The 26,077-nt window shown below is 60.1% G+C and carries 27 protein-coding genes; 25 read left to right on the plus strand and 2 right to left on the minus strand.

The genetic code is table 11. The features are described from left to right. The first annotated feature begins 42 nt into the window (after positions 1-42). The 4 genes from yajC (at position 43) to PMI35_RS21110 (ending at position 3,904) form a co-directional block, all read left to right on the plus strand. Complete coding sequence (yajC, locus tag PMI35_RS21125) at positions 43-378, plus strand: preprotein translocase subunit YajC (RefSeq protein WP_007982729.1); 336 nt, start codon at positions 43-45, stop codon at positions 376-378. Between the two features lie 63 nt (positions 379-441). After that, positions 442-2,310, plus strand: a complete 1,869-nt coding sequence (secD, locus tag PMI35_RS21120; protein ID WP_008057717.1) for a protein translocase subunit SecD — start codon at positions 442-444, stop codon at positions 2,308-2,310. Between the two features lie 9 nt (positions 2,311-2,319). Further along, complete coding sequence (gene secF / locus PMI35_RS21115) at positions 2,320-3,234, plus strand: protein translocase subunit SecF (RefSeq protein WP_008057719.1); 915 nt, start codon at positions 2,320-2,322, stop codon at positions 3,232-3,234. 118 nt (positions 3,235-3,352) lie between these two features. Beyond that, positions 3,353-3,904, plus strand: coding sequence for a glycine zipper 2TM domain-containing protein (locus PMI35_RS21110; protein WP_008057721.1), 552 nt, complete (start codon positions 3,353-3,355; stop codon positions 3,902-3,904). Positions 3,905-4,143: 239 nt separating this feature from the next. On the opposite strand, the gene suhB is transcribed toward PMI35_RS21110, so the two are convergent. After that, the gene (gene suhB, locus PMI35_RS21105; protein ID WP_008057724.1) at positions 4,144-4,962 is read right to left on the minus strand and encodes a type III secretion system regulator SuhB; all 819 of its coding nucleotides are present in this window, start codon (positions 4,960-4,962) and stop codon (positions 4,144-4,146) included. Between the two features lie 145 nt (positions 4,963-5,107). Here suhB and trmJ point away from each other — a divergent pair, with 145 nt between their 5' ends. From trmJ to PMI35_RS21000, 21 genes are all read left to right on the plus strand, one after another. Further along, on the plus strand, positions 5,108-5,878 hold the full coding sequence (gene trmJ, locus PMI35_RS21100) for a tRNA (cytosine(32)/uridine(32)-2'-O)-methyltransferase TrmJ (RefSeq protein WP_008057726.1): 771 nt from the start codon (positions 5,108-5,110) through the stop codon (positions 5,876-5,878). Positions 5,879-5,880: 2 nt separating this feature from the next. Beyond that, positions 5,881-6,657 carry a serine O-acetyltransferase gene (gene cysE, locus PMI35_RS21095; RefSeq protein WP_008057728.1) on the plus strand — a complete coding sequence of 259 codons (777 nt, stop codon included), beginning with the start codon at positions 5,881-5,883 and terminating at the stop codon, positions 6,655-6,657. Between the two features lie 264 nt (positions 6,658-6,921). Beyond that, the gene (gene iscR / locus PMI35_RS21090) at positions 6,922-7,413 is read left to right on the plus strand and encodes a Fe-S cluster assembly transcriptional regulator IscR (RefSeq protein ID WP_007903581.1); all 492 of its coding nucleotides are present in this window, start codon (positions 6,922-6,924) and stop codon (positions 7,411-7,413) included. Positions 7,414-7,463: 50 nt separating this feature from the next. Further along, on the plus strand, positions 7,464-8,678 hold the full coding sequence (locus PMI35_RS21085) for an IscS subfamily cysteine desulfurase (protein ID WP_008057730.1): 1,215 nt from the start codon (positions 7,464-7,466) through the stop codon (positions 8,676-8,678). Between the two features lie 101 nt (positions 8,679-8,779). After that, positions 8,780-9,166 (plus strand): Fe-S cluster assembly scaffold IscU, encoded by a 387-nt coding sequence (gene iscU, locus PMI35_RS21080; protein WP_007974006.1) that lies wholly within the window; start codon positions 8,780-8,782, stop codon positions 9,164-9,166. A 34-nt stretch (positions 9,167-9,200) separates the two neighbouring features. After that, positions 9,201-9,524 carry an iron-sulfur cluster assembly protein IscA gene (gene iscA, locus PMI35_RS21075; protein WP_003227904.1) on the plus strand — a complete coding sequence of 108 codons (324 nt, stop codon included), beginning with the start codon at positions 9,201-9,203 and terminating at the stop codon, positions 9,522-9,524. Between the two features lie 8 nt (positions 9,525-9,532). Next, positions 9,533-10,054, plus strand: coding sequence for a co-chaperone HscB (gene hscB / locus PMI35_RS21070; RefSeq protein ID WP_008025499.1), 522 nt, complete (start codon positions 9,533-9,535; stop codon positions 10,052-10,054). Between the two features lie 51 nt (positions 10,055-10,105). After that, positions 10,106-11,968 carry a Fe-S protein assembly chaperone HscA gene (hscA, locus tag PMI35_RS21065; RefSeq protein ID WP_008057734.1) on the plus strand — a complete coding sequence of 621 codons (1,863 nt, stop codon included), beginning with the start codon at positions 10,106-10,108 and terminating at the stop codon, positions 11,966-11,968. 2 nt (positions 11,969-11,970) lie between these two features. Then, entirely contained in the window at positions 11,971-12,312 is a 342-nt protein-coding gene (gene fdx, locus PMI35_RS21060; RefSeq protein WP_007998670.1) for an ISC system 2Fe-2S type ferredoxin, read from the plus strand. Positions 12,313-12,326: 14 nt separating this feature from the next. Further along, positions 12,327-12,527, plus strand: coding sequence for a Fe-S cluster assembly protein IscX (gene iscX, locus PMI35_RS21055; RefSeq protein WP_008025505.1), 201 nt, complete (start codon positions 12,327-12,329; stop codon positions 12,525-12,527). Positions 12,528-12,615: 88 nt separating this feature from the next. Further along, positions 12,616-13,041: a nucleoside-diphosphate kinase gene (gene ndk, locus PMI35_RS21050; protein WP_007903599.1), complete on the plus strand. Its 426-nt coding sequence runs from the start codon at positions 12,616-12,618 to the stop codon at positions 13,039-13,041. Between the two features lie 28 nt (positions 13,042-13,069). Next, positions 13,070-14,212: a 23S rRNA (adenine(2503)-C(2))-methyltransferase RlmN gene (rlmN, locus tag PMI35_RS21045; RefSeq protein ID WP_008057736.1), complete on the plus strand. Its 1,143-nt coding sequence runs from the start codon at positions 13,070-13,072 to the stop codon at positions 14,210-14,212. A gap of 16 nt (positions 14,213-14,228) precedes the next feature. Beyond that, positions 14,229-14,987, plus strand: coding sequence for a type IV pilus biogenesis/stability protein PilW (gene pilW, locus PMI35_RS21040; protein WP_008057738.1), 759 nt, complete (start codon positions 14,229-14,231; stop codon positions 14,985-14,987). Further along, a complete protein-coding gene (locus PMI35_RS21035) occupies positions 14,987-16,006 on the plus strand; it encodes a RodZ domain-containing protein (protein WP_008057741.1) in 1,020 nt (339 codons plus the stop codon). Before pilW ends, PMI35_RS21035 begins: the two co-directional genes overlap by 1 nt. A 3-nt stretch (positions 16,007-16,009) precedes the next feature. Then, positions 16,010-17,119, plus strand: coding sequence for a flavodoxin-dependent (E)-4-hydroxy-3-methylbut-2-enyl-diphosphate synthase (gene ispG, locus PMI35_RS21030; RefSeq protein WP_008057743.1), 1,110 nt, complete (start codon positions 16,010-16,012; stop codon positions 17,117-17,119). Positions 17,120-17,155: 36 nt separating this feature from the next. Next, positions 17,156-18,445: a histidine--tRNA ligase gene (gene hisS / locus PMI35_RS21025; RefSeq protein ID WP_008057744.1), complete on the plus strand. Its 1,290-nt coding sequence runs from the start codon at positions 17,156-17,158 to the stop codon at positions 18,443-18,445. 41 nt (positions 18,446-18,486) lie between these two features. Further along, positions 18,487-19,128: a tetratricopeptide repeat protein gene (locus PMI35_RS21020; protein ID WP_008057745.1), complete on the plus strand. Its 642-nt coding sequence runs from the start codon at positions 18,487-18,489 to the stop codon at positions 19,126-19,128. After that, positions 19,121-20,272, plus strand: a complete 1,152-nt coding sequence (bamB, locus tag PMI35_RS21015) for an outer membrane protein assembly factor BamB (RefSeq protein WP_032831492.1) — start codon at positions 19,121-19,123, stop codon at positions 20,270-20,272. Before PMI35_RS21020 ends, bamB begins: the two co-directional genes overlap by 8 nt. Positions 20,273-20,411: 139 nt before the next feature. Further along, positions 20,412-21,884, plus strand: coding sequence for a ribosome biogenesis GTPase Der (der, locus tag PMI35_RS21010; RefSeq protein ID WP_008057747.1), 1,473 nt, complete (start codon positions 20,412-20,414; stop codon positions 21,882-21,884). 224 nt (positions 21,885-22,108) lie between these two features. Beyond that, positions 22,109-23,257, plus strand: a complete 1,149-nt coding sequence (locus PMI35_RS21005) for a pyridoxal phosphate-dependent aminotransferase (RefSeq protein ID WP_008057748.1) — start codon at positions 22,109-22,111, stop codon at positions 23,255-23,257. Next, positions 23,245-24,036, plus strand: coding sequence for an amidohydrolase (locus PMI35_RS21000; RefSeq protein ID WP_008057749.1), 792 nt, complete (start codon positions 23,245-23,247; stop codon positions 24,034-24,036). The genes PMI35_RS21005 and PMI35_RS21000 overlap by 13 nt, the downstream gene beginning before the upstream one ends. 203 nt (positions 24,037-24,239) lie before the next feature. On the opposite strand, the gene leuA is transcribed toward PMI35_RS21000, so the two are convergent. After that, complete coding sequence (leuA, locus tag PMI35_RS20995) at positions 24,240-25,919, minus strand: 2-isopropylmalate synthase (RefSeq protein WP_008057750.1); 1,680 nt, start codon at positions 25,917-25,919, stop codon at positions 24,240-24,242. Between the last annotated feature and the right edge of the window lie 158 nt (positions 25,920-26,077).

The raw sequence follows: 26,077 nt of genomic DNA on the forward strand, positions 1-26,077 counted from the left end.
TTTTCTGACCCCAAGATTCAACATTTGCAACTGGAGTGCTAAATGAGCTTTTTTATCTCGAATGCCATGGCAGACGCTGCTGCACCTGCGGCAGGCCCAATGGGTGGCGGTTTTGAGTGGATTTTCCTGGTCGGCTTCCTGGTCATCTTCTATCTGATGATCTGGCGTCCACAGGCCAAGCGCGCCAAAGAGCAGAAGAACCTGCTGAGCAGCCTGCAGAAAGGCGACGAAGTCGTGACCACCGGCGGCATCGCCGGCAAGATCACCAAAGTGGCCGACGATTTCGTGGTCCTGGAAGTTTCCGACACCGTCGAAATGAAATTCCAGAAAGGCGCCATCGCCGCCACGCTGCCAAAAGGCACGCTCAAAGCGATCTAAGTTTCAACTTCTACTCAATCGACGGGGCGCGCAAGGCGCCCCGCGTCATAAGCGGGCGGCGTGATGCTGAACAAATACCCTCTGTGGAAATACATTCTGATCCTGGCGGTGCTGGCGATCGGTCTGATTTATTCCGCTCCCAATCTTTATCCTGATGACCCGGCCATTCAGGTCAGCGGTGCAAGCACTGCACTGCAGGTCAATCAGGCTGATCTGGACCGTGTGAGCGCTGCGCTCAAGGAATCCGGGATCAACGTCAAGGCTGCCACCCTGGCTGCCAACGGCAAGGGCGGCTTGATTCGCCTGACCAAGGCTGAAGACCAGCTGCCGGCCAAAGACGTAGTGCGCAAGGCATTGGGTGATGACTACGTCGTTGCACTGAACCTGGCACAAACCACCCCGCAATGGCTGCGCAGCCTGGGCGCGCACCCGATGAAGCTGGGCCTGGACTTGTCCGGTGGTGTGCACTTCCTGCTGGAAGTGGACATGGACAAAGCCCTCGATGCACGCTTGAAAGTGTACGAAGGCGATGTAAAGAGCCTGTTGCGTAAAGAGAAACTGCGCTATCGCAGCCTGCCGCAACTGGGTGGTGCCATTCAGCTGGGTTTCAGTGATGAAGCGTCCCGCGAACAGGCCCGCACCATCATCCGCAAGAACTTCAACGATTTCGACATTGTTCCGGCCGACCTCAATGGCCAACCGGTGCTGCGTCTGGCGATGACCCCGGCCAAGCTGGCGGAAATCCGCGAATACTCCATCAAGCAGAACTTGACCACGGTACGTAACCGCGTCAACGAGCTGGGTGTTGCCGAACCTATCGTCCAGCGTCAGGGCGCCAACCGCATCGTGGTTGAGCTGCCGGGCGTGCAGGACACTGCCGAAGCCAAGCGTATCCTCGGCAAGACGGCCAACCTGGAATTCCGTCTGGCCGCTGAGCCGGGTGCTTCGAAAGCCACTTCCGAATCCTTCGAGTTCCGTGAGGGCAATCGTCCTGCTGCGCTGATCGAGCGTGGCCTGATCATCACTGGTGACCAGGTAACTGACGCCAAGGCCGGTTTCGGCGAGCACGGTACGCCAGAAGTGAACATCCGCCTGGATGGCCATGGTGGCGAGTTGATGAGCCGCGCGACCCGTTCGAACGTCGGTCGCAGCATGGCGGTGATCTTCATTGAGCAGCGTCCGGTCACCACTTACACCAAGCAAGTGGTTGATGGCGTCGAGAAAGACGTAGCGGTGCAGTCGTTCAAGGAAGAGAAGAAAATCATCAGCCTGGCGACCATCCAGTCGCCGCTGGGTGCGCAATTCCGTATCACCGGCCTGAACGGCCAGGGCGAGTCGTCCGAACTGGCGCTGCTGCTGCGTGCCGGTGGCCTGGCCGCGCCGATGTACTTCGCTGAAGAACGCACCATTGGCCCGAGCCTGGGTGCGGACAACATCACCAAGGGTATCGATGCATCGCTGTGGGGCATGCTGTTCGTCTCGCTGTTCATCATCGCCATCTACCGCTTCTTCGGCATCATCGCCACCGTCGCGCTGGCGGTGAACATGGTGATGCTGCTGGCCCTGATGTCGCTGCTGGGTGCAACGCTGACCCTGCCGGGTATCGCCGGTATCGTGTTGACCATGGGCATGGCGGTCGACGCCAACGTGCTGATCTTCTCGCGGATTCGTGAAGAGATCGCCGCGGGCATGAGCGTGCAGCGCGCAATCAACGAAGGCTTCGGCCGGGCATTTACTGCGATTCTCGACGCCAACCTGACCACGTTGCTGGTCGGCGGCATCCTGTTTGCCATGGGCACCGGCCCAGTCAAGGGCTTCGCAGTGACCATGTCCCTCGGGATCTTTACCTCGATGTTCACGGCCATCATGGTGACCCGCGCGATGGTCAACCTGATCTTCGGCGGACGTGACTTCAAGAAGTTGTGGATTTAAGGGGCTGCCATGTTACGTACAATCAACTTCATGGGCGTTCGCAACTTTGCGTTCGGCGTCACATTGTTCCTTACCGTGCTGGCCTTGTTCAGCGTCGCCACCAAGGGCATGAACTGGGGCCTGGACTTCACCGGCGGTACGCTCATCGAGCTGACCTACGAGCGTCCGGCCGATGTCACCAAGGTGCGTGAACAACTGGTTACCGCCGGTTATCACGAAGCCATCGTGCAGAACTTCGGTGCCACTACCGACCTGCTGGTGCGTATGCCAGGTGAAGACCCGCAACTGGGTCACCAGGTGGCTGAAGCGCTGCAGAAAGTCGGCGGCGAAAACCCGGCGACGGTCAAGCGCGTCGAGTTCGTCGGCCCGCAGGTGGGTGAAGAGCTGCGCGACCAGGGCGGCCTCGGCATGCTGATGGCGCTGGGCGGCATCCTGATCTACCTGGCGTTCCGCTTTCAGTGGAAGTTTGCGGTCGGTGCGATCGTTTCCCTGATCCACGACGTGATCGTGACCATCGGTATCCTGTCGTTCTTCCAGATCACCTTCGACCTGACGGTGCTGGCGGCGGTACTGGCGATCATCGGTTACTCGCTCAACGACACCATCGTGGTATTCGACCGGGTTCGTGAGAACTTCCGGGTACTGCGCAAGGCCAGCCTGATCGAGAACATCAACATCTCGACCACGCAAACCCTGCTGCGCACCATGGCCACCTCGATCTCCACCTTGCTGGCGATCGCGGCCCTGTTGTTCTTCGGTGGCGACAACCTGTTCGGCTTCTCCATCGCCCTGTTCATCGGTGTTCTGGCGGGTACCTACTCGTCGATCTACATCGCCAACGTGGTGCTGATCTGGCTGAACCTGAGTTCTGAAGACCTGATTCCTGCGGCCAACACCGAGAAGGAAATCGACGACCGTCCTTGAGTGAAGCTTCTTCCAGGGATGTAGTCCAAAAAGGCGCGAGTTGAACTCGCGCCTTTTTTTATGCTCCAAGGCTAGGAGAAGAGCGGTTAATCCCGCCTGTGATGGTAAGGAGGTTCATGTGAACAAGTCGATGCTGGTTGGTGCTGTACTGGGTGCTGTCGGTGTGACTGCCGGTGGTGCTGTGGCCACCTACAGTCTGGTTAAAGATAACGGCCCTGAGTATGCGCAAGTGCTCGCCGTTGAACCGATCAAGACACAAATCAAGACTCCACGTGAAGTGTGCAAGGATGTAGCGGTCACCCGGCAGGCGCCGGTCAAAGATCAACACCAGATCGCCGGTACCGTGGTAGGTGCGCTGGCGGGTGGTTTGCTGGGTAACCAGATCGGCGGCGGCACCGGCAAGAAGATTGCCACGGTTGCAGGCGCTGTCGGTGGTGGTTATGCCGGAAACAAGGTTCAGGAAGGCATGCAGGAGCGTGACACCTACACCACGACCCAGACCCGTTGTAATACGGTGCATGACATCAGCGACAAGGTTGTAGGTTACGACGTGCGTTATTCGCTGGATGGCAAGGAAGGCAAGGTGCGCATGGATCGCGATCCGGGGAACCAGATCCCTGTGGATAAAGAGGGCAAGTTGATCTTGTCGGAGAATCAGCAGGCGCATTGATCCGCTGAAGTGAGATTGAAAAAGAAGCACCCTGCGGGGTGCTTTTTTATGCCCGCGATTTCCGCATCACCACCAACCCCTGTAGGAGTGAGCCTGCTCGCGATAGCGGTCTGTCATCCAAAATAAATGCTGGCTGATACACCGCTATCGCGAGCAGGCTCACTCCTACAGGGGGCTGTGGTGAATTCCAGGCATAAAAAAAGCACCCCGAAGGGTGCTTTTTCTGTCGCTTGGGGCGCTTAGCGCTTCAGCGAGGCCGGCAGGTGCGGCTGGATGGCCGTCAGGACTGCCTTGAAGCATTTGGTGTTGCCGGCAACGACGTGGCCTTTTTCAAGGAAGTCGTGACCGCCGGTGAAGTCGCTCACCAGGCCGCCTGCTTCCTGGATCAGCAGGGCGCCTGCCGCCATGTCCCACTCGGACAGGCCCGACTCCCAGAAGGCGTCGAAGCGGCCGGCAGCCACGTAGGCCAGGTCCAGGCTCGCCGAGCCAGCGCGACGGATGCCGGCAGTCTGGCCTACCAGGGCGCGGAACATGCCCAGGTAGTTGTCGAGGTTGTCCATCTGGTCGTCACGGAACGGGAAGCCGGTACCCAGCAGGGCGCCGTCCAGGCTGGTACGGCCGCTGACGCGCAGGCGACGGCCGTTCAGTTGGGCGCCGCGACCACGGCTGGCGGTGAATTCTTCCTGGCGAACCGGGTCCAGGACAACGGCGTGTTCCAGGCGACCGCGGTATTTGCAGGCGATGCTGACAGCGAAGTGAGGAATGCCGCGCAGGAAGTTGGTGGTGCCGTCCAGCGGATCGATGATCCACAGGTACTCTTCGCCTTCGATGCCGGAGCCGGCGTGCATCCCGGTTTCTTCACCAAGGATCGAGTGATTCGGGTACGCCTTGCGCAGCGCGTCGATGATTTTCTGTTCAGCGGCGCGGTCCACCTCGGATACGTAATCCTTGGCGTCTTTTTCGTCGACCTTGATGGTATCCAGGCGCTCGATGGAGCGGAAGATCAATTCACTGGCGCTGCGGGCGGCGCGCAGCGCGATATTCAGCATGGGCTGCATGGATGTGTCACCTAAGGTTGTTAAAGAAAGCCGGGCATTCTATCAGAAAGTTTCTACAGGAGAAGGACGACGTTCGCTTTCATGGCTTAACGGTAGTGAGCGCTGTAAGATTCTGCTCCCGATAATGTGTTCGAGAGCGCCTCCCTTGCTGCAAAACATTCGTGTCGTCCTGGTCAATACCAGCCATCCGGGCAATATCGGCGGGACCGCGCGCGCCATGAAAAACATGGGGCTGTCGCGCCTGGTGCTGGTCGAACCACGCCTGTTCCCGCACCACGAGGCCGATGCCCGCGCTTCCGGTGCCGGTGACATCCTTGAAAAGGCGCAAGTCGTCGCCACCTTGGAAGATGCCCTGGTCGGTTGCAATCTGGTGCTGGGCACCAGCGCTCGCGACCGGCGGATTCCCTGGCCGCTGCTCGATCCGCGCGAATGCGGGACCAAAGTGGTCGAGGAAGCCGGGCAGGGCGCCGAGATCGCCCTGGTGTTCGGTCGTGAAGATTCCGGCCTGACCAATGACGAGCTGCAGCGATGTCACTATCACGTGCACATCCCATCCGACCCTGAGTTCAGTTCGCTGAACCTTGGGGCGGCGGTGCAGGTGTTGAGTTATGAGGTGCGCATGGCCTGGCTGGCCGCCCAAGGTCAGCCAACCAAGGTCGAGAAGGAAGAAGTGGCATCGGTCAAAAGCGCTGAGCTGGCGACCATGGATGAGCTGGAGCGATTCTATGAGCACCTGGAACAAACCCTGGTGGCCATCGAATTCCTCGACCCGGAAAAGCCACGGCACTTGATGGCGCGCCTGCGCCGGTTGTACGGACGCAGCTCGGTCAGCCGGGCGGAAATGAATATTTTGCGTGGCATCCTCACGGAAACCCAGAAAGCGGCCCGTGGTGAGCTTCTTAAGCGGAAGGATTAATGATGTTTGAGCGTTTGCGTGAAGATATCCAGAGCGTATTCCATCGAGACCCGGCGGCGCGTAACGCTTTTGAAGTCCTGACTTGCTACCCAGGTATGCATGCCATCTGGGTTCACCGCCTGTCGGCAATGTTGTGGCGCGCGGACCTGAAATGGCTGGCTCGGCTGGTGTCGAACTTCGGCCGCTGGCTGACCGGGATCGAGATTCATCCGGGGGCCAAGGTCGGTCGGCGTTTCTTCATTGACCATGGCATGGGCATCGTCATTGGCGAGACCGCTGAAATCGGCGACGACGTGACCATTTACCAGGGCGTGACCCTGGGCGGCACTAGCTGGAACAAGGGCAAGCGTCACCCGACCCTGGGTGATGGCGTGGTGGTCGGGGCGGGCGCCAAGGTGCTCGGTCCGTTCACTGTCGGTGCGGGTGCCAAGGTCGGCTCCAACGCCGTGGTGACCAAGGAGGTGCCTCCGGGTGCCACGGTGGTGGGTATTCCGGGGCGGATCATCGTCAAGCCCGACCAGGAACTGGACGCCAAGCGCAAGGCCATGGCCGAGAAGATCGGCTTCGATGCCTATGGTGTGACTGAAGACATGCCAGACCCGGTGGCGCGTGCCATCAACCAGTTGCTCGACCACCTGCAGGCGGTCGACGGGCGCCTGGAGGGGATGTGCGGGGCGTTGAAGGATCTGGGCAGTAATTACTGTGCCAAGGATCTGCCTGAACTGCGCGAAGAAGATTTCGCCTGTGTGAAGGACAAGGATCAGAGTCAGGCCAGCTAGACCGAGTCGACTTCATCGCGGGCAAGCCCGCTCCCACAGGGATTTTCGGTATTCACACAATTTGTGCTTCACCCGAAACCTTGTGGGAGCGGGCTTGCCCGCGATGAACGATAACGCGGTACTGCTGGCTGTTTGGGGTCAGCCTTTGCTATGATGCGGCCGCTCTTTTGCGGGTAAACCTGACTAAAGTACTAGGTCTTATAGTTGACTTAAATACTCGGGAATTGCATACTCGCCTCATTCCGAACTCCGTGGTAATTGTCCATGCGACTGACTACAAAAGGCCGATACGCCGTGACCGCCATGCTCGACCTGGCGTTGCACGCGCAGCACGGGCCCGTGTCCCTGGCCGATATCTCCGAGCGCCAAGGCATCTCCCTGTCCTACCTCGAGCAGCTGTTTGCCAAATTGCGCCGCAGCAATCTGGTGTCCAGCGTTCGCGGTCCAGGCGGTGGCTACCAGCTGTCACGCGACATGCAAGGTATCCAGGTCGCCCAGGTGATCGATGCGGTGAACGAATCGGTCGATGCAACCAAATGCCAGGGCCAGGGTGATTGCCATCAAGGCGACACCTGCCTGACCCACCACTTGTGGTGCGATCTGAGCCTGCAGATTCACGAATTTCTGAGCGGTATCAGCTTGGCTGACCTTGTGACTCGCCGTGAGGTGCAAGAAGTAGCCCAGCGTCAGGATCAACGCCGTTGCAACAGCAAGGCGCCACGCCTGGACAAGATTGAAGCGTCCGCCGTCGAATGACAGCCAGAGAGCTAGCGGCACGCCAGCCAGCCTGATTTAGGAGATAGTCCATGAAATTGCCGATTTACCTTGATTACTCTGCGACTACCCCGGTTGATCCGCGTGTCGCGCAAAAGATGAGTGAATGCCTGCTGGTCGACGGAAACTTCGGTAACCCGGCGTCCCGTTCCCACGTGTTTGGCTGGAAAGCCGAAGAGTCCGTCGAAAACGCCCGTCGTCAGGTGGCCGACCTGGTCAATGCCGACCCACGCGAAATCGTCTGGACTTCCGGTGCCACCGAATCCGACAACCTGGCAATCAAGGGTGCGGCACATTTCTATGCCACCAAAGGCAAGCACCTGATCACCACCAAGATCGAGCACAAGGCTGTCCTGGACACCATGCGCCAGCTGGAGCGTGAAGGTTTCGAAGTGACCTACATCGAGCCTCGCACCGACGGTCTGGTTACACCTGAGATGATCGAAGCCGAACTGCGCGACGACACCATCCTGGTGTCGGTGATGCACGTGAACAACGAAATCGGCACCATCAACGACATCGCGGCGATTGGCGAACTGCTTCGTTCCAAGGGCATCCTGTTCCACGTCGACGCCGCTCAGTCCACCGGCAAGGTCGAGATTGACCTGCAGAAGCTGAAAGTCGACATGATGTCGTTCTCCGCCCACAAGACCTACGGTCCTAAAGGCATCGGCGCCCTGTACGTCAGCCGCAAGCCGCGCGTACGTATCGAAGCGACCATGCACGGCGGCGGTCACGAGCGCGGCATGCGTTCGGGTACCCTGGCGACCCACCAGATCGTCGGCATGGGCGAAGCTTTCCGTGTGGCCAAGGAAGACATGGCTGCCGAGAACGTGCGCATCAAGGCCTTGAGCGACCGTTTCTACAAGCAGGTCGAGCACCTGGAAGAGCTGTACGTCAACGGCAGCCTGACTGCCCGCGTACCGCACAACCTGAACCTGAGCTTCAACTACGTCGAAGGCGAGTCGCTGATCATGGCGCTCAAGGACCTGGCGGTATCGTCCGGTTCGGCCTGCACCTCGGCGTCGCTTGAGCCTTCGTACGTACTGCGCGCCCTGGGCCGCAACGACGAACTGGCACACAGCTCGATCCGCTTCACCTTCGGCCGTTTCACCACCGAAGAAGAAATCGATTATGCCGCGCAGAAAGTCTGCGAGGCCGTTACCAAGCTGCGCGCTTTGTCGCCGCTGTGGGACATGTACAAAGACGGCGTCGATATCTCGAAGATCGAGTGGGCGGCACACTAAACAAAGAAGCCGCCGGATACAGCTCCTGTAGCGACGCGGCGACTGACGCAGCGCAGCTACAGGGTCTCAAGAGCGGCCCTGATGAGTGAGGATTGAGAATCATGGCTTACAGCGAAAAGGTCATCGACCACTACGAAAACCCGCGCAACGTCGGCAAGATGGACGCGGAAGATCCTGATGTCGGCACCGGCATGGTCGGCGCTCCGGCGTGCGGCGACGTGATGCGCCTGCAGATCAAGGTCAACGACGCCGGCATCATCGAAGATGCCAAGTTCAAGACCTACGGCTGCGGTTCGGCTATTGCTTCCAGCTCCCTCGCCACCGAGTGGATGAAGGGCAAGACCCTGGATGAAGCGGAAACCATCAAGAACACCCAGCTGGCTGAAGAGCTGGCTCTGCCGCCAGTGAAAATTCACTGCTCGGTACTCGCCGAAGACGCCATCAAGGCGGCCGTTCGCGATTACAAGCAGAAGAAAGGCTTGATCTGAATTTCAGTTTTTGGCGACGAGTAAGGAGTCACCGATGGCTATCAGCATGACAGAAGCGGCTGCTCGGCACGTGCGACGCTCCCTTGACGGGCGCGGCAAAGGTGAGGGGATTCGCCTGGGTGTTCGCACCACGGGCTGCTCCGGCCTTGCCTACGTGCTGGAGTTTGTCGACGAGGTGGTTGCAGAGGACCAGGTGTTCGAGAGTCACGGCGAGAAAGTGATCATCGACCCGAAAAGCCTGGCCTACCTGGACGGCACCGAGCTCGATTTCGTCAAGGAAGGGTTGAACGAAGGCTTCAAGTTCAACAACCCCAACGTGCGCGGTGAATGTGGCTGCGGCGAAAGCTTCAACATCTGAGGCTTGTCGTGGGTACTCCTTGTCATTTCGCTTTATTCGAGCTGCAACCGAGCTTCAACCTGGATCTCGACCAGCTGGCTACGCGCTACCGTGAGTTGGCGCGCAGTGTTCACCCAGACCGCTTTGCCGACGCTTCCGAGCGGGAGCAGCGGCTGGCGCTAGAGCAATCCGCGAGCCTCAACGAGGCCTACCAGACGCTCAAGAGTCCACCCAAGCGCGCGCGTTACCTGCTCGCCTTGAATGGTGGCGAGTTGCCGCTGGAGGTCACGGTGCATGATCCGGAGTTTCTTCTGCAACAGATGGAGTTGCGCGAAGAGCTCGAAGACCTGCAGGACAGCGCCGACCTCAATGGCGTTGCCGTCTTCAAGCGCCGCCTGAAAGTGGCCCAGGAAAAACTGAACGACAGTTTCGCAGCCTGCTGGAATGATGCAGCGCAACGTGAACAGGCCGAACGCCTGATGCGGCGCATGCAGTTCCTCGACAAGCTGACCTACGAAGTGCGCCAGTTAGAAGAGCGCCTCGACGATTAACCCAGTGCCGCTCCGGTCGCACGCCTGATATACAGATAAGTCCTGATAACGATGGCCCTACTGCAGATCGCCGAACCCGGCCAAAGTCCTCAACCGCACCAGCGTCGCCTGGCTGTGGGGATCGACTTGGGCACTACCAATTCGCTGGTCGCTGCGTTGCGCAGTGGTCTTTCCGAGCCTCTGGCTGACGCGCAAGGGCAGGTCATCCTGCCGTCTGCCGTGCGCTACCACGCCGATCGCGTCGAGGTTGGCGAATCCGCCAAGCTGGCTGCCGCCACCGATCCCTTGAACACCGTGCTGTCGGTCAAGCGCTTGATGGGTCGTGGTCTGTCCGACGTCAAGCAGCTTGGCGATCAGTTGCCGTACCGCTTTGTCGGTGGCGAGTCGCACATGCCGTTCATCGACACGGTCCAGGGCCCGAAAAGCCCGGTCGAAGTGTCGGCCGATATCCTCAAGGTCCTGCGCCAGCGCGCGGAAGCGACCCTGGGCGGTGAACTGGTAGGGGCGGTGATCACCGTACCGGCCTATTTCGACGACGCCCAGCGCCAAGCCACCAAGGACGCGGCCAAGCTGGCCGGCCTGAACGTGCTGCGCTTGCTCAACGAGCCGACCGCAGCGGCGGTGGCTTACGGTCTGGACCAGCATGCCGAAGGCCTGGTGGCGATTTATGACCTGGGCGGCGGTACCTTCGATATTTCGATTCTGCGCCTGACTGGCGGTGTGTTCGAAGTTTTGGCTACCGGTGGCGACAGCGCCCTGGGCGGCGATGACTTCGACCACGCGATCGCTGGCTGGATCATCGAGAGCGCCGGCCTGTCCGCCAATCTCGATCCGGGTGCGCAGCGTCAACTGCTGCAAACGGCCTGCGCTGCCAAAGAAGCCCTGACCAACGCCTCGTCGGTCGAAGTGGCTCATGGCGACTGGAAAGCCGAGCTGACCCGCGAAGCCTTTGATGCCTTGATCGAGCCGATGGTCGCGCGCAGCCTGAAAGCCTGCCGCCGTGCGGTGCGCGATTCCGGTGTCGAACTGGAAGACGTGCATGCGGTGGTCATGGTCGGCGGTTCGACGCGCGTGCCGCGCGTTCGCGAAGCCGTCGCTGAAGCCTTCGGGCGTCAGCCATTGACTGAAATCGACCCGGATCAAGTGGTGGCCATCGGTGCCGCGATCCAGGCCGATACCCTGGCCGGCAACAAGCGCGATGGCGATGAATTGCTGTTGCTGGACGTGATTCCGTTGTCCCTGGGCCTGGAAACCATGGGCGGCCTGATGGAGAAGGTGATTCCACGCAACACCACCATCCCCGTCGCTCGCGCCCAGGACTTCACCACATACAAAGATGGCCAGTCGGCCATGGCGATCCACGTGTTGCAGGGCGAGCGCGAGCTGATCAGCGACTGCCGCTCCCTGGCGCGCTTCGAACTGCGCGGTATTCCGGCGATGGTGGCGGGCGCGGCGAAGATTCGCGTGACCTTCCAGGTCGATGCCGATGGCTTGCTCAGTGTTTCCGCTCGCGAATTGGGTTCGGGCGTCGAAGCCAGCATCCAGGTCAAGCCGTCCTACGGCCTGACCGACGGCGAAATCGCCAAGATGCTCAAGGATTCGTTCCAGCACGCCAATGACGACAAGGTTGCCCGCGTTCTGCGTGAGCAGCAGGTCGATGCCCAGCGCTTGATCGAAGCGGTGCAGGGCGCCCTCGAAGCCGACGGCGACCGCCTGCTCGATGCCGAAGAGCGCATGGTCATTGAATTGCAGATGCAGGAACTGACCGAACTGATGAAAGGTTCCGATGGTTTTGCCATCGAGCAGCAGACCAAGCGTCTGTCGCAAGTGACCGACGCTTTTGCCGCCCGTCGCATGGACTTGACCGTGAAAGCCGCGCTGTCGGGGCGCAACCTGAATGAGATTGAGGAATAACGATGCCGCAGGTCATTTTTCTGCCACATGAGAAGTTTTGCCCGGAAGGCATGGTTGTTGAGGCTGAGACCGGTATTTCCATCCTCGAGCTGGCTCACGAACACCATATCGAGATGGAAAGTGCCTGTGGCGGCGTCTGCGCCTGCACCACCTGCCACTGCATCATCCGCGAGGGTTTCGACTCGCTGGAAGAGGCTGATGAGCTGGAAGAAGACTACCTTGATAAGGCTTGGGGCCTTGAGCGTGAGTCGCGCCTGGGCTGTCAGGCCAAGGTCGGCACCGAAGACCTGACCGTCGAAATTCCGAAGTACTCGCTCAACCACGCAGCCGAAGCGCCGCACTGATTCAAGGAACTGTCATGAGTCTCAAGTGGACTGATGTGCTGGAAATCGCGATCCAGCTGGCTGAAAGCAAGCCCGATGTTGACCCTTTGTCGGTCAACTTCGTCGATCTGCGCAAATGGGTGATGGAATTGCCCGAGTTCGACGATTTGCCTGAGCATTGTGGCGAAAAGATCCTGGAGGCCATTCAGGCCCACTGGATCGAAGAACGCGACTGAGCCACGCTGCAGGTTAGGCAATACCCAAGAACCCGCGTATAATTCGCGGGTTTAATTTTTCGCAAATTACCGTTTCTGGAGTTACACCATGGCTGTTCAACGTACTTTCTCCATCATCAAGCCTGACGCCGTTGCTAAAAACGTGATCGGCGAGATCACCACTCGTTTCGAAAAAGCTGGCCTGCGCGTTGTAGCTTCGAAACTGAAGCAACTGTCCAAAGCAGAAGCCGAAGGCTTCTACGCTGAGCACAGCGCTCGTGGTTTCTTCAACGACCTGGTTGCTTTCATGATCTCCGGTCCAGTTGTTGTTCAGGTTCTGGAAGGCGAAAACGCTATCGCTCTGAACCGTGAGCTGATGGGCGCTACCAACCCTAAAGAAGCAGCTGCTGGCACCATCCGTGCTGACTTCGCTGACTCGATCGACGCCAACGCCGTACACGGTTCGGACTCCGAAGCCGCTGCCGCTCGCGAAATCTCGTACTTCTTCGCAGCTACTGAAGTAACCACTCGCTAAGCATTGGCTTAAGAGTGAAGGTGAATCCATGACTACATCGACTGTAAAAACTAACCTGCTGGGTCTGACTCAACAGGAAATGGAAAAATTCTTCGACTCAATCGGGGAGAAGCGTTTCCGTGCCGGTCAGGTAATGAAATGGATTCACCACTTTGGCGTCGATGATTTCGACGCCATGACGAACGTCAGCAAGGCCTTGCGCGAGAAGCTCAAGGCTGTTGCTGAGGTCCGTGGTCCGGAAGTGGTCAGCGAGGACATCTCCAGCGACGGCACCCGCAAATGGGTGGTGCGCGTGGCGTCCGGCAGCTGCGTCGAGACCGTGTACATTCCCCAGGGCAAACGCGGCACCTTGTGCGTTTCGTCCCAGGCAGGCTGTGCCCTGGATTGCAGTTTCTGCTCCACCGGCAAGCAAGGTTTCAACAGCAACCTCACCGCCGCCGAAGTCATCGGCCAGGTGTGGATTGCCAACAAATCCTTTGGCAGCGTCCCGGCAACCGTCGACCGTGCCATCACCAACGTGGTGATGATGGGCATGGGTGAGCCGCTGCTGAACTTCGACAACGTCATCGCCGCCATGCACCTGATGATGGACGACCTGGGCTACGGCATTTCCAAGCGCCGCGTGACCCTGTCGACCTCAGGCGTAGTGCCGATGATCGATGAGCTGTCCAAGCACATCGACGTCTCCCTGGCGTTGTCCCTGCACGCACCGAATGACGCATTGCGTAACCAATTGGTGCCGATCAACAAGAAGTATCCGCTTAAGATGCTCCTCGAGTCGTGCCAGCGCTACATGTCGTCCCTGGGCGAAAAGCGCGTGCTGACCATCGAGTACACCTTGCTCAAAGACGTCAATGACAAGGTTGAGCACGCTGTGGAAATGATCGAGCTGCTCAAGAACATCCCGTGCAAGATCAACCTGATCCCGTTCAACCCGTTCCCGCATTCCGGGTACGAGCGGCCGAGCAACAACGCCATCCGCCGGTTCCAGGATCAGCTTCATCATGCCGGTTTCAACGTCACCGTCCGCACCACCCGTGGTGAAGACATCGACGCGGCCTGTGGTCAATTGGTAGGGCAGGTGCTGGATCGCACCCGTCGCAGCGAACGTTATATCGCCGTGCGTGAACTGAACGCCGACAACGATATGGCTTCGAACGCTGCGAAGTAATCAAGAGAGGATCTCCATGTCCCTGCGCTTTGCGCTGCTTTTGCTAATGGCCAGCCTGTGCGCTGGCTGTGTGCTTTCGGGCGACTACAACCCGATGAAGACCAGCAAAGGCCGTGACGAGGCGCGCGAGGCCTACGTGCAACTGGGCATCGGTTATTTGCAACAGGGCATGACCGAGCGCGCAAAAGTGCCGCTGAAGAAGGCGCTGGATCTGGACGCCGCAGACCCGGACGCCAATGCGGCGCTGGGGTTGGTGTTCCAGGCCGAGATGGAGCCGGAGCTGGCTGACCAGCATTTTCGCAAGGCGCTGTCTTCCCGTCCCGCCGATGCGCGAATCCTCAACAACTACGGCAGCTTTCTCTTCGAGCAGAAACGTTACAAGGAAGCCTACGAGCGCTTCGAACAGGCCGCTGCCGATACCCTGTATCCTGAGCGTTCGCGGGTGTTCGAGAACCTCGGCATGACCGCGTCGATGCTCGGCCAGCGTGAGTTGGCCCAGCAACAACTGGAAAAAGCCCTGCGTTTGAATCGACAACAGCCTCGGGCATTGTTGGAAATGGCTGAGTTGTCTTACGAAGACAGGCATTATGTGCCCGCGCGTGACTATTACGACCGTTTTAGCCTGCTTACCGAGCAAAATGCACGTAGTCTATTGCTCGGCATTCGCCTGGCAAAAGTGTTTGATGATCGCGACAAGGCCGCCAGTGCGGGCCTGCAATTAAAACGACTCTATCCCGGTACACCGGAATATCAGCAATACCTGTCGGAGCAATGATGAAAGCGGCGCATCCCGAAGTTGTAGCAGCGAATCGCGTTAACCCCGGTGAGACCTTGCGCCAGGCCCGCGAAAGCAATGGCTGGTCGCTGGCCGAAGTGGCCCTCAAGCTCAACCTTACCGTCAATTCACTGAGCAATCTGGAAGCCGGTGAGTTCGACAAGCTGCCAGGGCATACCTTCGCCCGCGGCTATATTCGCGCCTATGCCAAATTGTTCGGCATGGACCAGGCCGTCCTGGTCCAGCAGTTCGACCAATCCACCGGTACCGACTCCAAGGGCAGCAGTGTTCACAGCCTGGGCCGTATCGAAGAGCCAGTGCGCGTGTCCCACACCATTCTGCGCATTGTCAGCCTGTTGTTGCTGGTGGCCGTAGTAGGTGGCGGTTTTGTCTGGTGGCAGGACCAGACGTCGCTGCGTACCAAGGACCTGATCAGCCTGACCCCGGAACACGTGGAAGTCGAAGGCGCCGACGGCACCACCCAGATTCATCCGCTGGACGAGCCGGAAGACCAGGCTGTTGCCGAGGGCCAGGCTGAAACCACAACGGCCCTGGCATTGCCGCAGGCCGACACCGCGACCCAGGCACCGACTGAAACGCCAGCGCCGGCACCTGTAGCATCGGCCGTGACCGCTCCGCTCGTTGCCACACCTGTGACGCCAGCGCCGGCTGCTCCTGCTGTTGCAGCGCCAGTGGTGGCTGTACCGGTTGCTCCAAGTGCTCCAGCGCCAACCGCTGCGGCTCCAGCACTAGCACCAGCAGCACCTGCGGTAGCTGGCCAGGGCCAGGTCCAACTGCAGTTCACCGCCGACTGCTGGACCCAGGTGACCGACGGAAACGGCAAGGTGCTGTTGAGCGGTCTGAAGCGTAAAGGCGAAAGCGTTTCCCTCAATGGCAAGCCGCCGTTTTCCGTGCGCCTGGGTTATGCCCGCGGCGCGCAGGTCAGCTACAACGGTCAGGCGGTCAATGTCGCTCCGTTCACCAGTGGCGAGACTGCTCGCCTGAAGTTGGGTCAATAAGTCATGCACGGCGAATCTCCAATCAAACGTCGCGAATCGCGCAAGATCTGGGTCGGTAATGTACCTGTTGGCGGCGATGCGCCCATCGCTGTGCAAAGCATGACCAACAGCGACACCAACGACGTCGCTGCGACTGTTGCGCAAATCAATCGCCTGGAAGCAGCCGGTGTCGATATCGTGCGGGTATCCGTGCCGGATATGGACGCCGCCGAGGCCTTCGGCAAGATCAAGCAGCTGGTCAAGGTGCCCTTGGTCGCCGACATTCACTTCGACTACCGCATTGCCTTGCGCGTGGCCGAACTGGGTGTTGACTGCCTGCGGATCAACCCGGGCAACATCGGTCGCGAAGACCGTGTGCGCGCGGTGGTCGATGCTGCCCGCGATCGCGGCATTCCGATCCGTATCGGCGTGAACGCCGGCTCCCTGGAAAAAGACCTGCAGAAAAAATACGGCGAGCCGACCCCGGCTGCGCTGGTCGAATCGGCGTTGCGCCACGTCGAACACCTCGAGCGCCTGAACTTCCAGGACTTCAAGGTGAGCGTGAAAGCCTCCGACGTGTTCATGGCCGTCGAAGCCTACCGCTTGCTGGCCAAGGAAATCGTCCAGCCGCTGCACCTGGGGATCACCGAAGCCGGTGGTTTGCGTTCAGGCACAGTGAAATCTGCCGTGGGCCTCGGTATGCTGCTCGCCGAAGGGATTGGCGATACCATTCGCATCTCGTTGGCGGCTGACCCGGTCGAGGAAGTGAAAGTCGGCTACGACATTCTCAAGTCCCTGCATCTGCGTTCCCGTGGCATCAACTTCATCGCCTGCCCGAGCTGCTCGCGGCAGAACTTCGATGTGGTCAAGACCATGAACGAGCTGGAAGGGCGCCTTGAAGACCTGCTGGTGCCGCTGGATGTCGCGGTCATCGGTTGCGTGGTCAACGGGCCGGGCGAAGCCAAGGAAGCCCATATCGGCTTGACCGGCGGCACGCCAAACCTGATTTACATCGACGGCAAGCCGTCGCAGAAACTGACGAATGACAATCTGGTGGATGAGCTTGAACGCTTGATCCGCCAGAAAGCGGCCGAGAAGGTCGAGGCTGAAGCAGCGGTTATCGCTCGCGGCTAAGCCCGACGACGCGCCGAACGAATTTAAGGATTTAATGTGAGCAAGTCTCTGCAAGCCATTCGTGGCATGAACGACATCCTGCCCGAACAGACCCCCCTGTGGCGTCATTTCGAAGGCACCGTTTCGCGCCTGCTGGATAACTACGGTTACAAGCAGATCCGCATGCCGATCGTCGAGTTCACCGAGCTGTTCAAGCGCTCCATCGGTGAAGTGACCGACATCGTCGAAAAAGAGATGTACACCTTCGACGACCGTAACGGCGATTCCCTGACCCTGCGCCCTGAAGGGACCGCAGCCTGCGTGCGTGCCGTGCTCGAACACGGCATCACCGGCGGTGGCCAGGTGCAGAAACTCTGGTACATCGGCCCGATGTTCCGCCACGAACGTCCGCAGAAAGGCCGTTATCGCCAGTTCCACCAGATCGGCGTCGAAGTGTTCAACCTCGACGGTCCGGACATCGATGCCGAGCTGATCGTGCTGACCTGGCGCCTGTGGGGCGAGCTGGGCATCCGCGATGCGGTCAAGCTCGAACTCAACAGCCTGGGTACCAGCGAGTCCCGTGGCCGTTATCGTGAAGCGCTGGTCGAGTTCCTGTCCGGTCACCTGGACAAGCTGGACGAAGACAGCCAGCGCCGCCTGAAGACCAACCCGTTGCGGGTCCTGGACACCAAGAACGCCGACACACAGGCGATTCTGGTCGATGCGCCGAAGATGGCCGATTACCTCGACGAAGAATCCCGCGTGCACTTCGAGGGCCTCAAGGCTCGGCTGGACGCCGCCGGCATTCCTTATGTGATCAACCCGAAGCTGGTTCGCGGGCTGGACTACTACAGCAAGACCGTTTTCGAATGGGTCACCGACAAGCTCGGCGCCCAGGGCACCGTGTGTGCCGGTGGTCGTTACGACGGCCTGGTCGAGCAGATGGGCGGCAAGCCTACTGCCGGCGTCGGTTTCGCCATGGGCATCGAGCGCCTGGTATTGCTGCTCGAAACCCTGGAGCAGATCCCGGAAGAAATCTCCCGTCAGGTCGACGTCTACCTCTGCGCCTTTGGTGAAGAAGCCGAGCTGGCTGGCCTGGCCCTGGCCGAGCGCGTGCGCGACCAGTTGCCCAACCTGCGCCTGCAAGTGAATGCCGGTGCCGGCAGCTTCAAAAGCCAGTTCAAGAAAGCCGACAAGAGCGGTGCGCTGTACGCACTGATCCTCGGTGACGACGAGATGGCCCAGCAAGTGGTAGGTTTCAAACCCCTGCGTGGCCAGGGCGAACAACAAAGCATTGCCTGGGATGCGCTTGCTGCACACCTGGCCACCTGCGTCGTGCAGGGTTGAAGCTGTCTTAACAGCCGAATTAGCGATTAAGGAGTATTGGGGTGTCGAGTACCGAAGACGAACAGCTGGCGGATTTTAAGGAATGGTGGTCACGCAACGGCAAGCCCCTGGTCACTGGCGGCCTGTTGGCGCTGGTCATCGTGTTCGGTTGGCAGGCGTTCCAGAAGTATCAGAGCAACCAGTCGCAAGGCGCCTCGATGCTCTATCAGCAATTGCTCGAAACCACGCTGACGCCTGACGGCAAGCCGGATGCGGCGCGTGTTTCGGACCTGGCCGGCAAGCTCAACAGCGAGTTCGGCGGCAGTGCCTATGCGCAGTACGGCAGCCTGTTCGTGGCGAAAGTCGCGGTCGACAGTGGCAAGCTCGATGACGCAGCCACTGAGCTCAAAGCCATCGTCGCCAAGCCAGCCAACCCGGCACTGGGCGAAATCGCCCGTCAGCGCCTGGCGCAGGTGCTGGCCGCGCAGACCAAGGTCGATGAAGCCCTGAAGCTGCTGGAAGGCGATGCCGACAAGGCCTTCCTGGCCACTCGCGAAGAACTCAAGGGCGACCTGCTGGTGCAGCTGGGTCGTACCGACGAAGCGCACGCGGCGTATCAAAAAGCCAAGGCGGCACTGTCGGATGAAGCGGCGGTCGGTGGCCTGCAAATCAAGCTGGACGACCTGGCCAAAGGGGATGCGTGACGTGATCCGTTGGAAGCATGCAGCATTGCTGGCCCTGGCCATTTTGGCCGCGGGTTGCAGCAGCAACAGCAAGAAAGAATTGCCACCGGCCGAGTTGACCGACTTCAAGGAAGAAGTGGTCCTGCAAAAGCAGTGGAGTCGTTCGATCGGTGACGGTCAGGGCGAAACCTACAACATGCTCGTTCCGGCCATCGATGGCGATACCATCTATGCCGCCGATGTCACCGGTGTGGTGATGGCGCTGGATCGCAGCAACGGCGACGTCAAATGGAAGAAAGATCTCGAACTGCCTGTTTCCGGCGCCGTTGGCGTGGGTTACGGTCTGCTGACGATCGGTACGATCAAGGGTGAAATCGTTGCCCTGGACGCCATCAACGGCGAAGAGAAATGGCGCGCTCGCGTGTCCAGTGAAGTCCTCGCACCACCCGCCAACAATGGCGATGTGGTCGTGGTGCAGACCCAGGACGACCGTTTGATCGGTCTGGATGCCGCCACCGGCAACCAACGCTGGTTGTATGACAGCACGCCTGCGGTACTGACCCTGCGCGGCACCAGCGCACCGATCGTGACCAACCGCCTCGCGGTGGCTGGCTTCTCGACCGGTAAAGTGGTCGCTCTCGACATCTCCAACGGCGTGCCGGTGTGGGAACAGCGTGTAGCGATCCCGCAAGGTCGTTCGGAACTGGAACGCGTTGTCGACATCGACGGTGGCTTGCTGCTGTCCGGCGAGACAATTTATGTCGCCAGCTACCAGGGTCGCGTAGCGGCACTGGACCTGCAAAGCGGTCGGCAACTCTGGCAGCGTGATGCTTCCAGCTACGCCGGTGTCGCCCAGGGTTTCGGCAGCGTCTATGTGAGCCTGTCCTCGGGCACTGTTGAAGGCGTCGACGAGCGTTCCACCACAGCCTTGTGGAGCAACGATTCGCTGGCTCGCCGTCAACTGTCGGCTCCGGAAGTGTTCTCCAGCTACGTTGCAGTCGGTGACCTGGAAGGTTACCTGCACCTGTTGAGTCAGGTGGACGGCCGATTCGTCGGCCGTGAGCGCATCGACAGCGACGGCCTGCGTGCGCGTCCGCTGGTGGTGGGTGACACGATTTATGTCTATGGCAACAGCGGCAAACTGGAAGCCCTGACCATTAAGTAAAGGTTTGACTATGCTTGGGGTTAATCCCCAAGCGGCCCCGTTCTTCGGGGCTCGCAGCGCTTACAGGCGCTGCCCCGAGCACCAGCCGCTGCCTCGCAGCGGCTTTTGTATTTTCTGAAATAACGAAGTGGAGAGCCGCATGGTTCCCGTAATCGCCCTGGTGGGCCGACCGAACGTCGGCAAGTCCACCTTGTTCAACCGCCTGACCAGGACTCGCGACGCCATCGTCGGCGACTTGTCCGGTCTGACCCGTGATCGCCAGTACGGTGAGGCCAAGTGGCAAGGGCGTTCCTACATTCTGGTCGACACCGGCGGTATCTCCGGTGACGAGCACGGTATGGACGAAAAAATGGCCGAGCAGTCGCTGCTGGCCATTGAAGAAGCGGATGTTGTTCTGTTCCTGGTAGATGCCAAGGCCGGTTTCACCGCCGCCGACCAGATGATCGCCGAGCATTTGCGTAAACGTAACAAGCGTTCCCACGTGGTCGCCAACAAGGTCGACAACATCGACCCGGAAATGGCCCGCGCTGAATTCGCCCCGCTGGGCATGGGCCACGCGATCCCGATCGCCGGTGCTCACGGACGTGGCATCACCCAGCTGCTGGAAATTGCCCTGGGCGACTTCCCGAAAGACGAAGACGAGCCGCAAGAAGGCGAAGAAGAAGAGGACGTCGCTGAAGGCGAGGAAGCCAAGCGCATTCCTGGCCCGAGCGAAAAAGACGGGATCAAGATCGCCATCATCGGTCGCCCGAACGTCGGCAAGTCGACCCTGGTCAACCGCATGCTCGGTGAAGACCGGGTAATCGTGTATGACCAACCCGGCACCACCCGCGACAGCATCTACATCCCGTTCGAACGTAACGAGGAGAAGTACACGCTGATCGACACCGCCGGTGTGCGCAAGCGCGGCAAGATCCACGAAGAAGTCGAAAAGTTCTCCGTGGTCAAAACCCTGCAAGCGATCAAAGACGCCAACGTGGTGATCTTCGTGATGGACGCCCGCGAAGGCGTGGTGGACCACGACCTCAACCTGCTGGGCTTTGCCATCGAGTCGGGTCGTGCGCTGGTTATCGCGATCAACAAGTGGGACGGCATGACGCCGAGCGAGCGCGACTTCGTGAAGGTCGAGCTGCAACGTCGACTGTTCTTCGTTGACTACGCCGACATCCACTTCATCTCGGCCCTGCACGGCACTGGCGTGGGCAACCTCTACGCCTCGGTGCAGAACTCGTTCAAGTCCGCGGTCACCCGCTGGCCGACCAACCGTCTGACCCAGATTCTGGAAGACGCGGTTGGCGAGCACGCACCGCCCATGGTCAACAACCGCCGGATCAAGCTGCGTTACGCCCACTTGGGTGGTGCGAACCCGCCGATCATCGTGATCCACGGTAACCAGATCGAGAAGGTGCCGAAGTCTTACGTTCGTTACCTGGAAAACACTTATCGCCGTGTGCTCAAGCTGGTCGGTACGCCGATCCGCATCGAGTTCAAGGGCGGTGAGAACCCGTACGAAGGCAACAAGAACTCGCTGACAGACCGCCAGGTCAACAAGAAGCGTCGCTTGATGTCGCACCACAAGAAAGCCGACAAGAAGCGCCGCGACAAGCGCTGATTCAAGGCTTTCCCGGCTCCTGTGGGAGCGGGCTTGCCCGCGATGGCAGCGCTGCGGTGCATCAGGCGCACCGTGTTGTCGTTCATCGCGGGCAAGCCACGCTCCCACAGGATCGGGGTTGAACAAAGGGCGCTGCTGGCGCCCTTTTTCATGCCTGCCGTTTGGGCTATCCTCGGGCTCTCCCGCGCCGCCGTTAGAGCCGGGTGTAGAGCAGGGAGTCCTCGATGATCACCAGTAAGCTGCCAAATGTCGGCATCACCATCTTCACGCAGATGTCTCAGCTCGCGGCGCAAACCGGGGCGCTCAACCTGTCCCAGGGTTTTCCCGATTTCGCCGCGCCGCAGGCCCTGTGCGATGCGGTCGGTCGGCATATTGCCAATGGCCACAACCAATACTCGCCAATGACCGGCCTGCCGGTACTGCGTCAGCAGATCGTGGCGAAAATCGCCCGCAGCTACGGCGTCACTGTCGATGTGGACAGCGAAGTGACCGTGACGCCTGGTGCGACCGAGGCGATTTTCTGCGCCATTCAGGCCGTTATCCACAGCGGTGACGAAGTCATCTTGTTCGATCCGGCTTACGACAGTTACGAACCCTCGGTTGAACTGGCCGGTGGCCGTTGTGTTCACGTGCAACTGGGACTGGGCGACTTCAGCATCGATTTCCAGAAACTCGCCGAGGCACTGAGCCCGCGTACGCGGATGATCATCCTCAATACCCCGCACAATCCCAGCGGCGCACTGATCAACCGTGCCGAGCTGGACCAACTGGCGGCGTTGATCCGCGATCGCGATATCTACGTGATCAGCGATGAGGTCTACGAACACCTGGTCTACGACGGTGTGCCCCACGTCAGTGTGCTGGCCCATGAAGAGCTGTATCAGCGCGCCTTCGTGGTCAGTTCCTTCGGCAAGACCTACCACGTCACCGGCTGGAAAACCGGCTACGTGGTCGCGCCGCCGGCCCTGACGTCAGAGCTGCGCAAGGTGCACCAGTATGTGAATTTCTGCGGCGTCACTCCGCTGCAGTATGCGTTGGCCGACTTCATGGCCGAACACCCGGAGCACGTGGAAGAGTTGCCGGCGTTCTATCAGGCCAAGCGCGACCTGTTCTGCGATCTGTTGGTGCCCTCGCGCTTCAGTTTCACCCGGGTAAGCGGTACTTATTTCCAGTTGGTCGATTACTCGCAGATCCGTCCTGACCTCAATGACGTCGAGATGGCGCTGTGGATGACCCGTGAACATGGCGTTGCGAGCATCCCGATCTCGGTGTTCTACCAGACGCCACCGGTCGGCCAGCGCCTGGTGCGTCTGTGCTTTGCCAAACGTGAGGAGACCCTGCGTGAAGCAGCGGAAAAACTATGCGTGATCTGAGTGCGCTGCCGAACCTGACCGTTGCACTGATCCAGACCACCCTGGCCTGGCACGATCGCCAGGCCAACCTGGAGCATTTCGAACCGTTGCTGGAACAGGCTCGCGGCGCGGACCTGATCATTCTGCCGGAGATGTTCACCACCGGTTTCTCGATGGAGTCCGAGACCCTCGCCGAAGCGGAAAACGGGCCGACCAGTAAATGGCTGCGGGCCCAGGCGGCAAAATTGGATGCGGTGATCACCGGTAGCGTGATCGTACAGGCCGCTGATGGCAGCCATCGCAACCGCCTGTTGTGGGCGCGGCCGGACGGCGAAGTGTGGCACTACGACAAGCGTCACCTGTTCCGCATGGCCGGCGAGCACAATCACTACACCCCGGGCGAGCGCCAGGTGCAGTTCGAGCTCAAGGGCTGGCGGGTGCGGCCGCTGATTTGCTACGACTTGCGCTTCCCGGTGTGGAGCCGTGACCCGCAGGACACGGACTTGCTGCTGTACACGGCGAACTGGCCGGGCGCACGGCGTCAGCACTGGAATAGATTGCTGCCGGCACGGGCGATCGAGAACCTGTGCTACGTGGCGGCGGTTAACCGCGTCGGCACCGATGGCAAAGGCTTTGCCTATACCGGGGACAGCCAGGTGCTGGATTTCCAGGGCGAGACCTTGCTCAGCGCGGGGGAGGCGGACGGGGTGTTCAAGGTGGTGCTGGAGGCGGCGGAACTGGCGGCTTATCGCACGCGTTTTCCGGCGAATCTGGATGCCGATACCTTCGAGTTCACCTGAGATTGCTGCTGCCTGAGCCGGCCCCTTCGCGGGCAAGCCCGCTCCCACAGGTTATTCTGGTGTACATGACATCGAATACACATCGATCACTGTGGGAGCGGGCTTGCCCGCGAAGGGGCCGGGACAGGCAACACAAAAAACTACAGGCAAACAAAAAGGCCCCGAGGTTCGCACCCCGGGGCCTTTTGCATTGCGGTGAAGACTTACGCCGCTTTCGCTTCCGGCTGGCTCAACGAGCGGTTCAGCGCGCTGAACAGGGCCTTGAAGCTGGCGGTGGTGATGTTTTCATCGATACCCACGCCGTGCACCGCACGCTCGCCATTCACGCGCAGTTCAATGTAGGCCGCCGCCTTGGCATTGGTGCCCGCGCCGATGGCGTGTTCGTTGTAGTCCATGATTTCCACCGGGATCGGCAGGCCGGCCACCAGTGCTTCCAGGGCGCCGTTGCCCTTGCCGCGCCAGTGCAGGTTGGTTTCGCCCTGGCCTTTGCTGGCCACTTCCACTTCGACGGCGCTGTGGCCGTTTTCTTCCTGCAGGCGATGGCTGACCAGCGCGTACGGGGTGTTGGCCTGCAAGTACTCGCTGTGCAACAGCGCGTGGATTTGCTGGGCGGTCATTTCCAGGCCCAGGCGATCGGTTTCACGCTGCACGACCTGGCTGAACTCGATCTGCATGCGGCGAGGCAGGCTGATGCCGTATTCCTGTTCCAACAGGTAGGCGATGCCGCCCTTGCCCGACTGGCTGTTGACGCGGATGACCGCCTCGTAGCTGCGGCCGATGTCGGCCGGGTCGATCGGCAGGTAAGGCACTTCCCACAGGGCATCGGATTTCTGCTGGGCGAAGCCCTTGCGGATCGCGTCCTGGTGCGAGCCGGAGAATGCGGTGTGCACCAGGTCGCCAACGTATGGGTGGCGCGGGTGAACCTGGATCTGGTTGCACTCTTCGACGACTTTGCGCACGCCGTCGATGTCAGAGAAGTCCAGCTCAGGGTTCAGGCCTTGGGTGTACATGTTCAGGGCCACGGTCACCAGGTCGACGTTACCGGTGCGCTCGCCGTTGCCGAACAGGCAGCCTTCGACGCGATCGGCGCCAGCCATCAGGCCCAGCTCGGTGGCGGCCACGCCAGTGCCACGGTCGTTGTGGGTGTGCAGGCTGATGATCACGCTGTCACGACGGTTGATGTGACGGCCGAACCATTCGATCTGGTCGGCATAGATGTTCGGGGTCGCGCATTCGACGGTGGCCGGCAGGTTGAGGATCATCTTGTGCTCGGGCGTCGGGTTCCAGACTTCGATCACCGCGTCGCAGACTTCCTTGGCGAACTCCAGTTCGGTGGCGCTGAAGGTTTCCGGGGAGTACTGGAAGGTCCACTCGGTTTCCGGCTGCTGGGCGGCATATTTGACGAACAGCTTGGCCGCGTTTACAGCGATTTCCTTGACCCCTTCCAGGTCCTGGTTGAAGACGATGCGGCGGAAAGAAGGAGAAGTGGCGTTGTACAGGTGAACGATGGCTTTTTTCGCGCCACGCAGGGATTCGAAAGTACGCGCGATCAAATCTTCACGTGCCTGGGTCAATACCTGGATGGTGGTGTCGTCCGGGATATGACCGTCTTCGATCAGGGTGCGTACGAAGTCGAAATCGGTCTGCGAGGCGGACGGGAACGACGCTTCGATTTCCTTCACGCCGACCTGCACCAGGGTTTTCCAGAAGCGCAGCTTCTTGACGGCGTCCATCGGTTCGATCAGCGACTGGTTGCCATCGCGCAGATCGGAGCTGCACCAGATTGGCGCGGCAGTGATGGTCTTCGACGGCCAGGTGCGGTCCGGGAGATCGATGGTCGGGAACGCGCGGTATTTCGAAGACGGGTCTTTGAGCATGCTCATCGGGAAATCCTTATTGTGTTGGCCGAAAAAAGGCGGCCTGCCGGTGGATCAAAATGTTCTTGGAGTAACGCTTGGGATGAGGCGCCGCGATTCAGCCCGGCAGTCGTGCACTGACAAGGCACAGACTGCGGTGCTGACGAAGCTGAATGAGGGTGTGA

The sequence above is a fragment of the Pseudomonas sp. GM78 genome (genome assembly GCF_000282475.1).
Taxonomy (GTDB): domain Bacteria; phylum Pseudomonadota; class Gammaproteobacteria; order Pseudomonadales; family Pseudomonadaceae; genus Aquipseudomonas.

What these genes read in the sequence shown, in the direction of transcription:
- PMI35_RS21035 (WP_008057741.1), top strand. Translation starts at nt 14,987, where the DNA reads ATGAAAGCGGCGCATCCCGAAGTTGTAGCAGCGAATCGCGTTAACCCC.
- cysE (WP_008057728.1), top strand. Translation starts at nt 5,881, where the DNA reads ATGTTTGAGCGTTTGCGTGAAGATATCCAGAGCGTATTCCATCGAGAC.
- PMI35_RS21000 (WP_008057749.1), top strand. Translation starts at nt 23,245, where the DNA reads ATGCGTGATCTGAGTGCGCTGCCGAACCTGACCGTTGCACTGATCCAG.
- leuA (WP_008057750.1), bottom strand. Translation starts at nt 25,919, where the DNA reads ATGAGCATGCTCAAAGACCCGTCTTCGAAATACCGCGCGTTCCCGACC.
- der (WP_008057747.1), top strand. Translation starts at nt 20,412, where the DNA reads ATGGTTCCCGTAATCGCCCTGGTGGGCCGACCGAACGTCGGCAAGTCC.
- hscA (WP_008057734.1), top strand. Translation starts at nt 10,106, where the DNA reads ATGGCCCTACTGCAGATCGCCGAACCCGGCCAAAGTCCTCAACCGCAC.
- PMI35_RS21085 (WP_008057730.1), top strand. Translation starts at nt 7,464, where the DNA reads ATGAAATTGCCGATTTACCTTGATTACTCTGCGACTACCCCGGTTGAT.
- iscU (WP_007974006.1), top strand. Translation starts at nt 8,780, where the DNA reads ATGGCTTACAGCGAAAAGGTCATCGACCACTACGAAAACCCGCGCAAC.
- iscR (WP_007903581.1), top strand. Translation starts at nt 6,922, where the DNA reads ATGCGACTGACTACAAAAGGCCGATACGCCGTGACCGCCATGCTCGAC.
- iscA (WP_003227904.1), top strand. Translation starts at nt 9,201, where the DNA reads ATGGCTATCAGCATGACAGAAGCGGCTGCTCGGCACGTGCGACGCTCC.
- secF (WP_008057719.1), top strand. Translation starts at nt 2,320, where the DNA reads ATGTTACGTACAATCAACTTCATGGGCGTTCGCAACTTTGCGTTCGGC.
- fdx (WP_007998670.1), top strand. Translation starts at nt 11,971, where the DNA reads ATGCCGCAGGTCATTTTTCTGCCACATGAGAAGTTTTGCCCGGAAGGC.
- suhB (WP_008057724.1), bottom strand. Translation starts at nt 4,962, where the DNA reads ATGCAGCCCATGCTGAATATCGCGCTGCGCGCCGCCCGCAGCGCCAGT.
- bamB (WP_032831492.1), top strand. Translation starts at nt 19,121, where the DNA reads ATGCGTGACGTGATCCGTTGGAAGCATGCAGCATTGCTGGCCCTGGCC.
- yajC (WP_007982729.1), top strand. Translation starts at nt 43, where the DNA reads ATGAGCTTTTTTATCTCGAATGCCATGGCAGACGCTGCTGCACCTGCG.
- ispG (WP_008057743.1), top strand. Translation starts at nt 16,010, where the DNA reads ATGCACGGCGAATCTCCAATCAAACGTCGCGAATCGCGCAAGATCTGG.
- secD (WP_008057717.1), top strand. Translation starts at nt 442, where the DNA reads ATGCTGAACAAATACCCTCTGTGGAAATACATTCTGATCCTGGCGGTG.
- pilW (WP_008057738.1), top strand. Translation starts at nt 14,229, where the DNA reads ATGTCCCTGCGCTTTGCGCTGCTTTTGCTAATGGCCAGCCTGTGCGCT.
- PMI35_RS21005 (WP_008057748.1), top strand. Translation starts at nt 22,109, where the DNA reads ATGATCACCAGTAAGCTGCCAAATGTCGGCATCACCATCTTCACGCAG.
- ndk (WP_007903599.1), top strand. Translation starts at nt 12,616, where the DNA reads ATGGCTGTTCAACGTACTTTCTCCATCATCAAGCCTGACGCCGTTGCT.
- iscX (WP_008025505.1), top strand. Translation starts at nt 12,327, where the DNA reads ATGAGTCTCAAGTGGACTGATGTGCTGGAAATCGCGATCCAGCTGGCT.
- rlmN (WP_008057736.1), top strand. Translation starts at nt 13,070, where the DNA reads ATGACTACATCGACTGTAAAAACTAACCTGCTGGGTCTGACTCAACAG.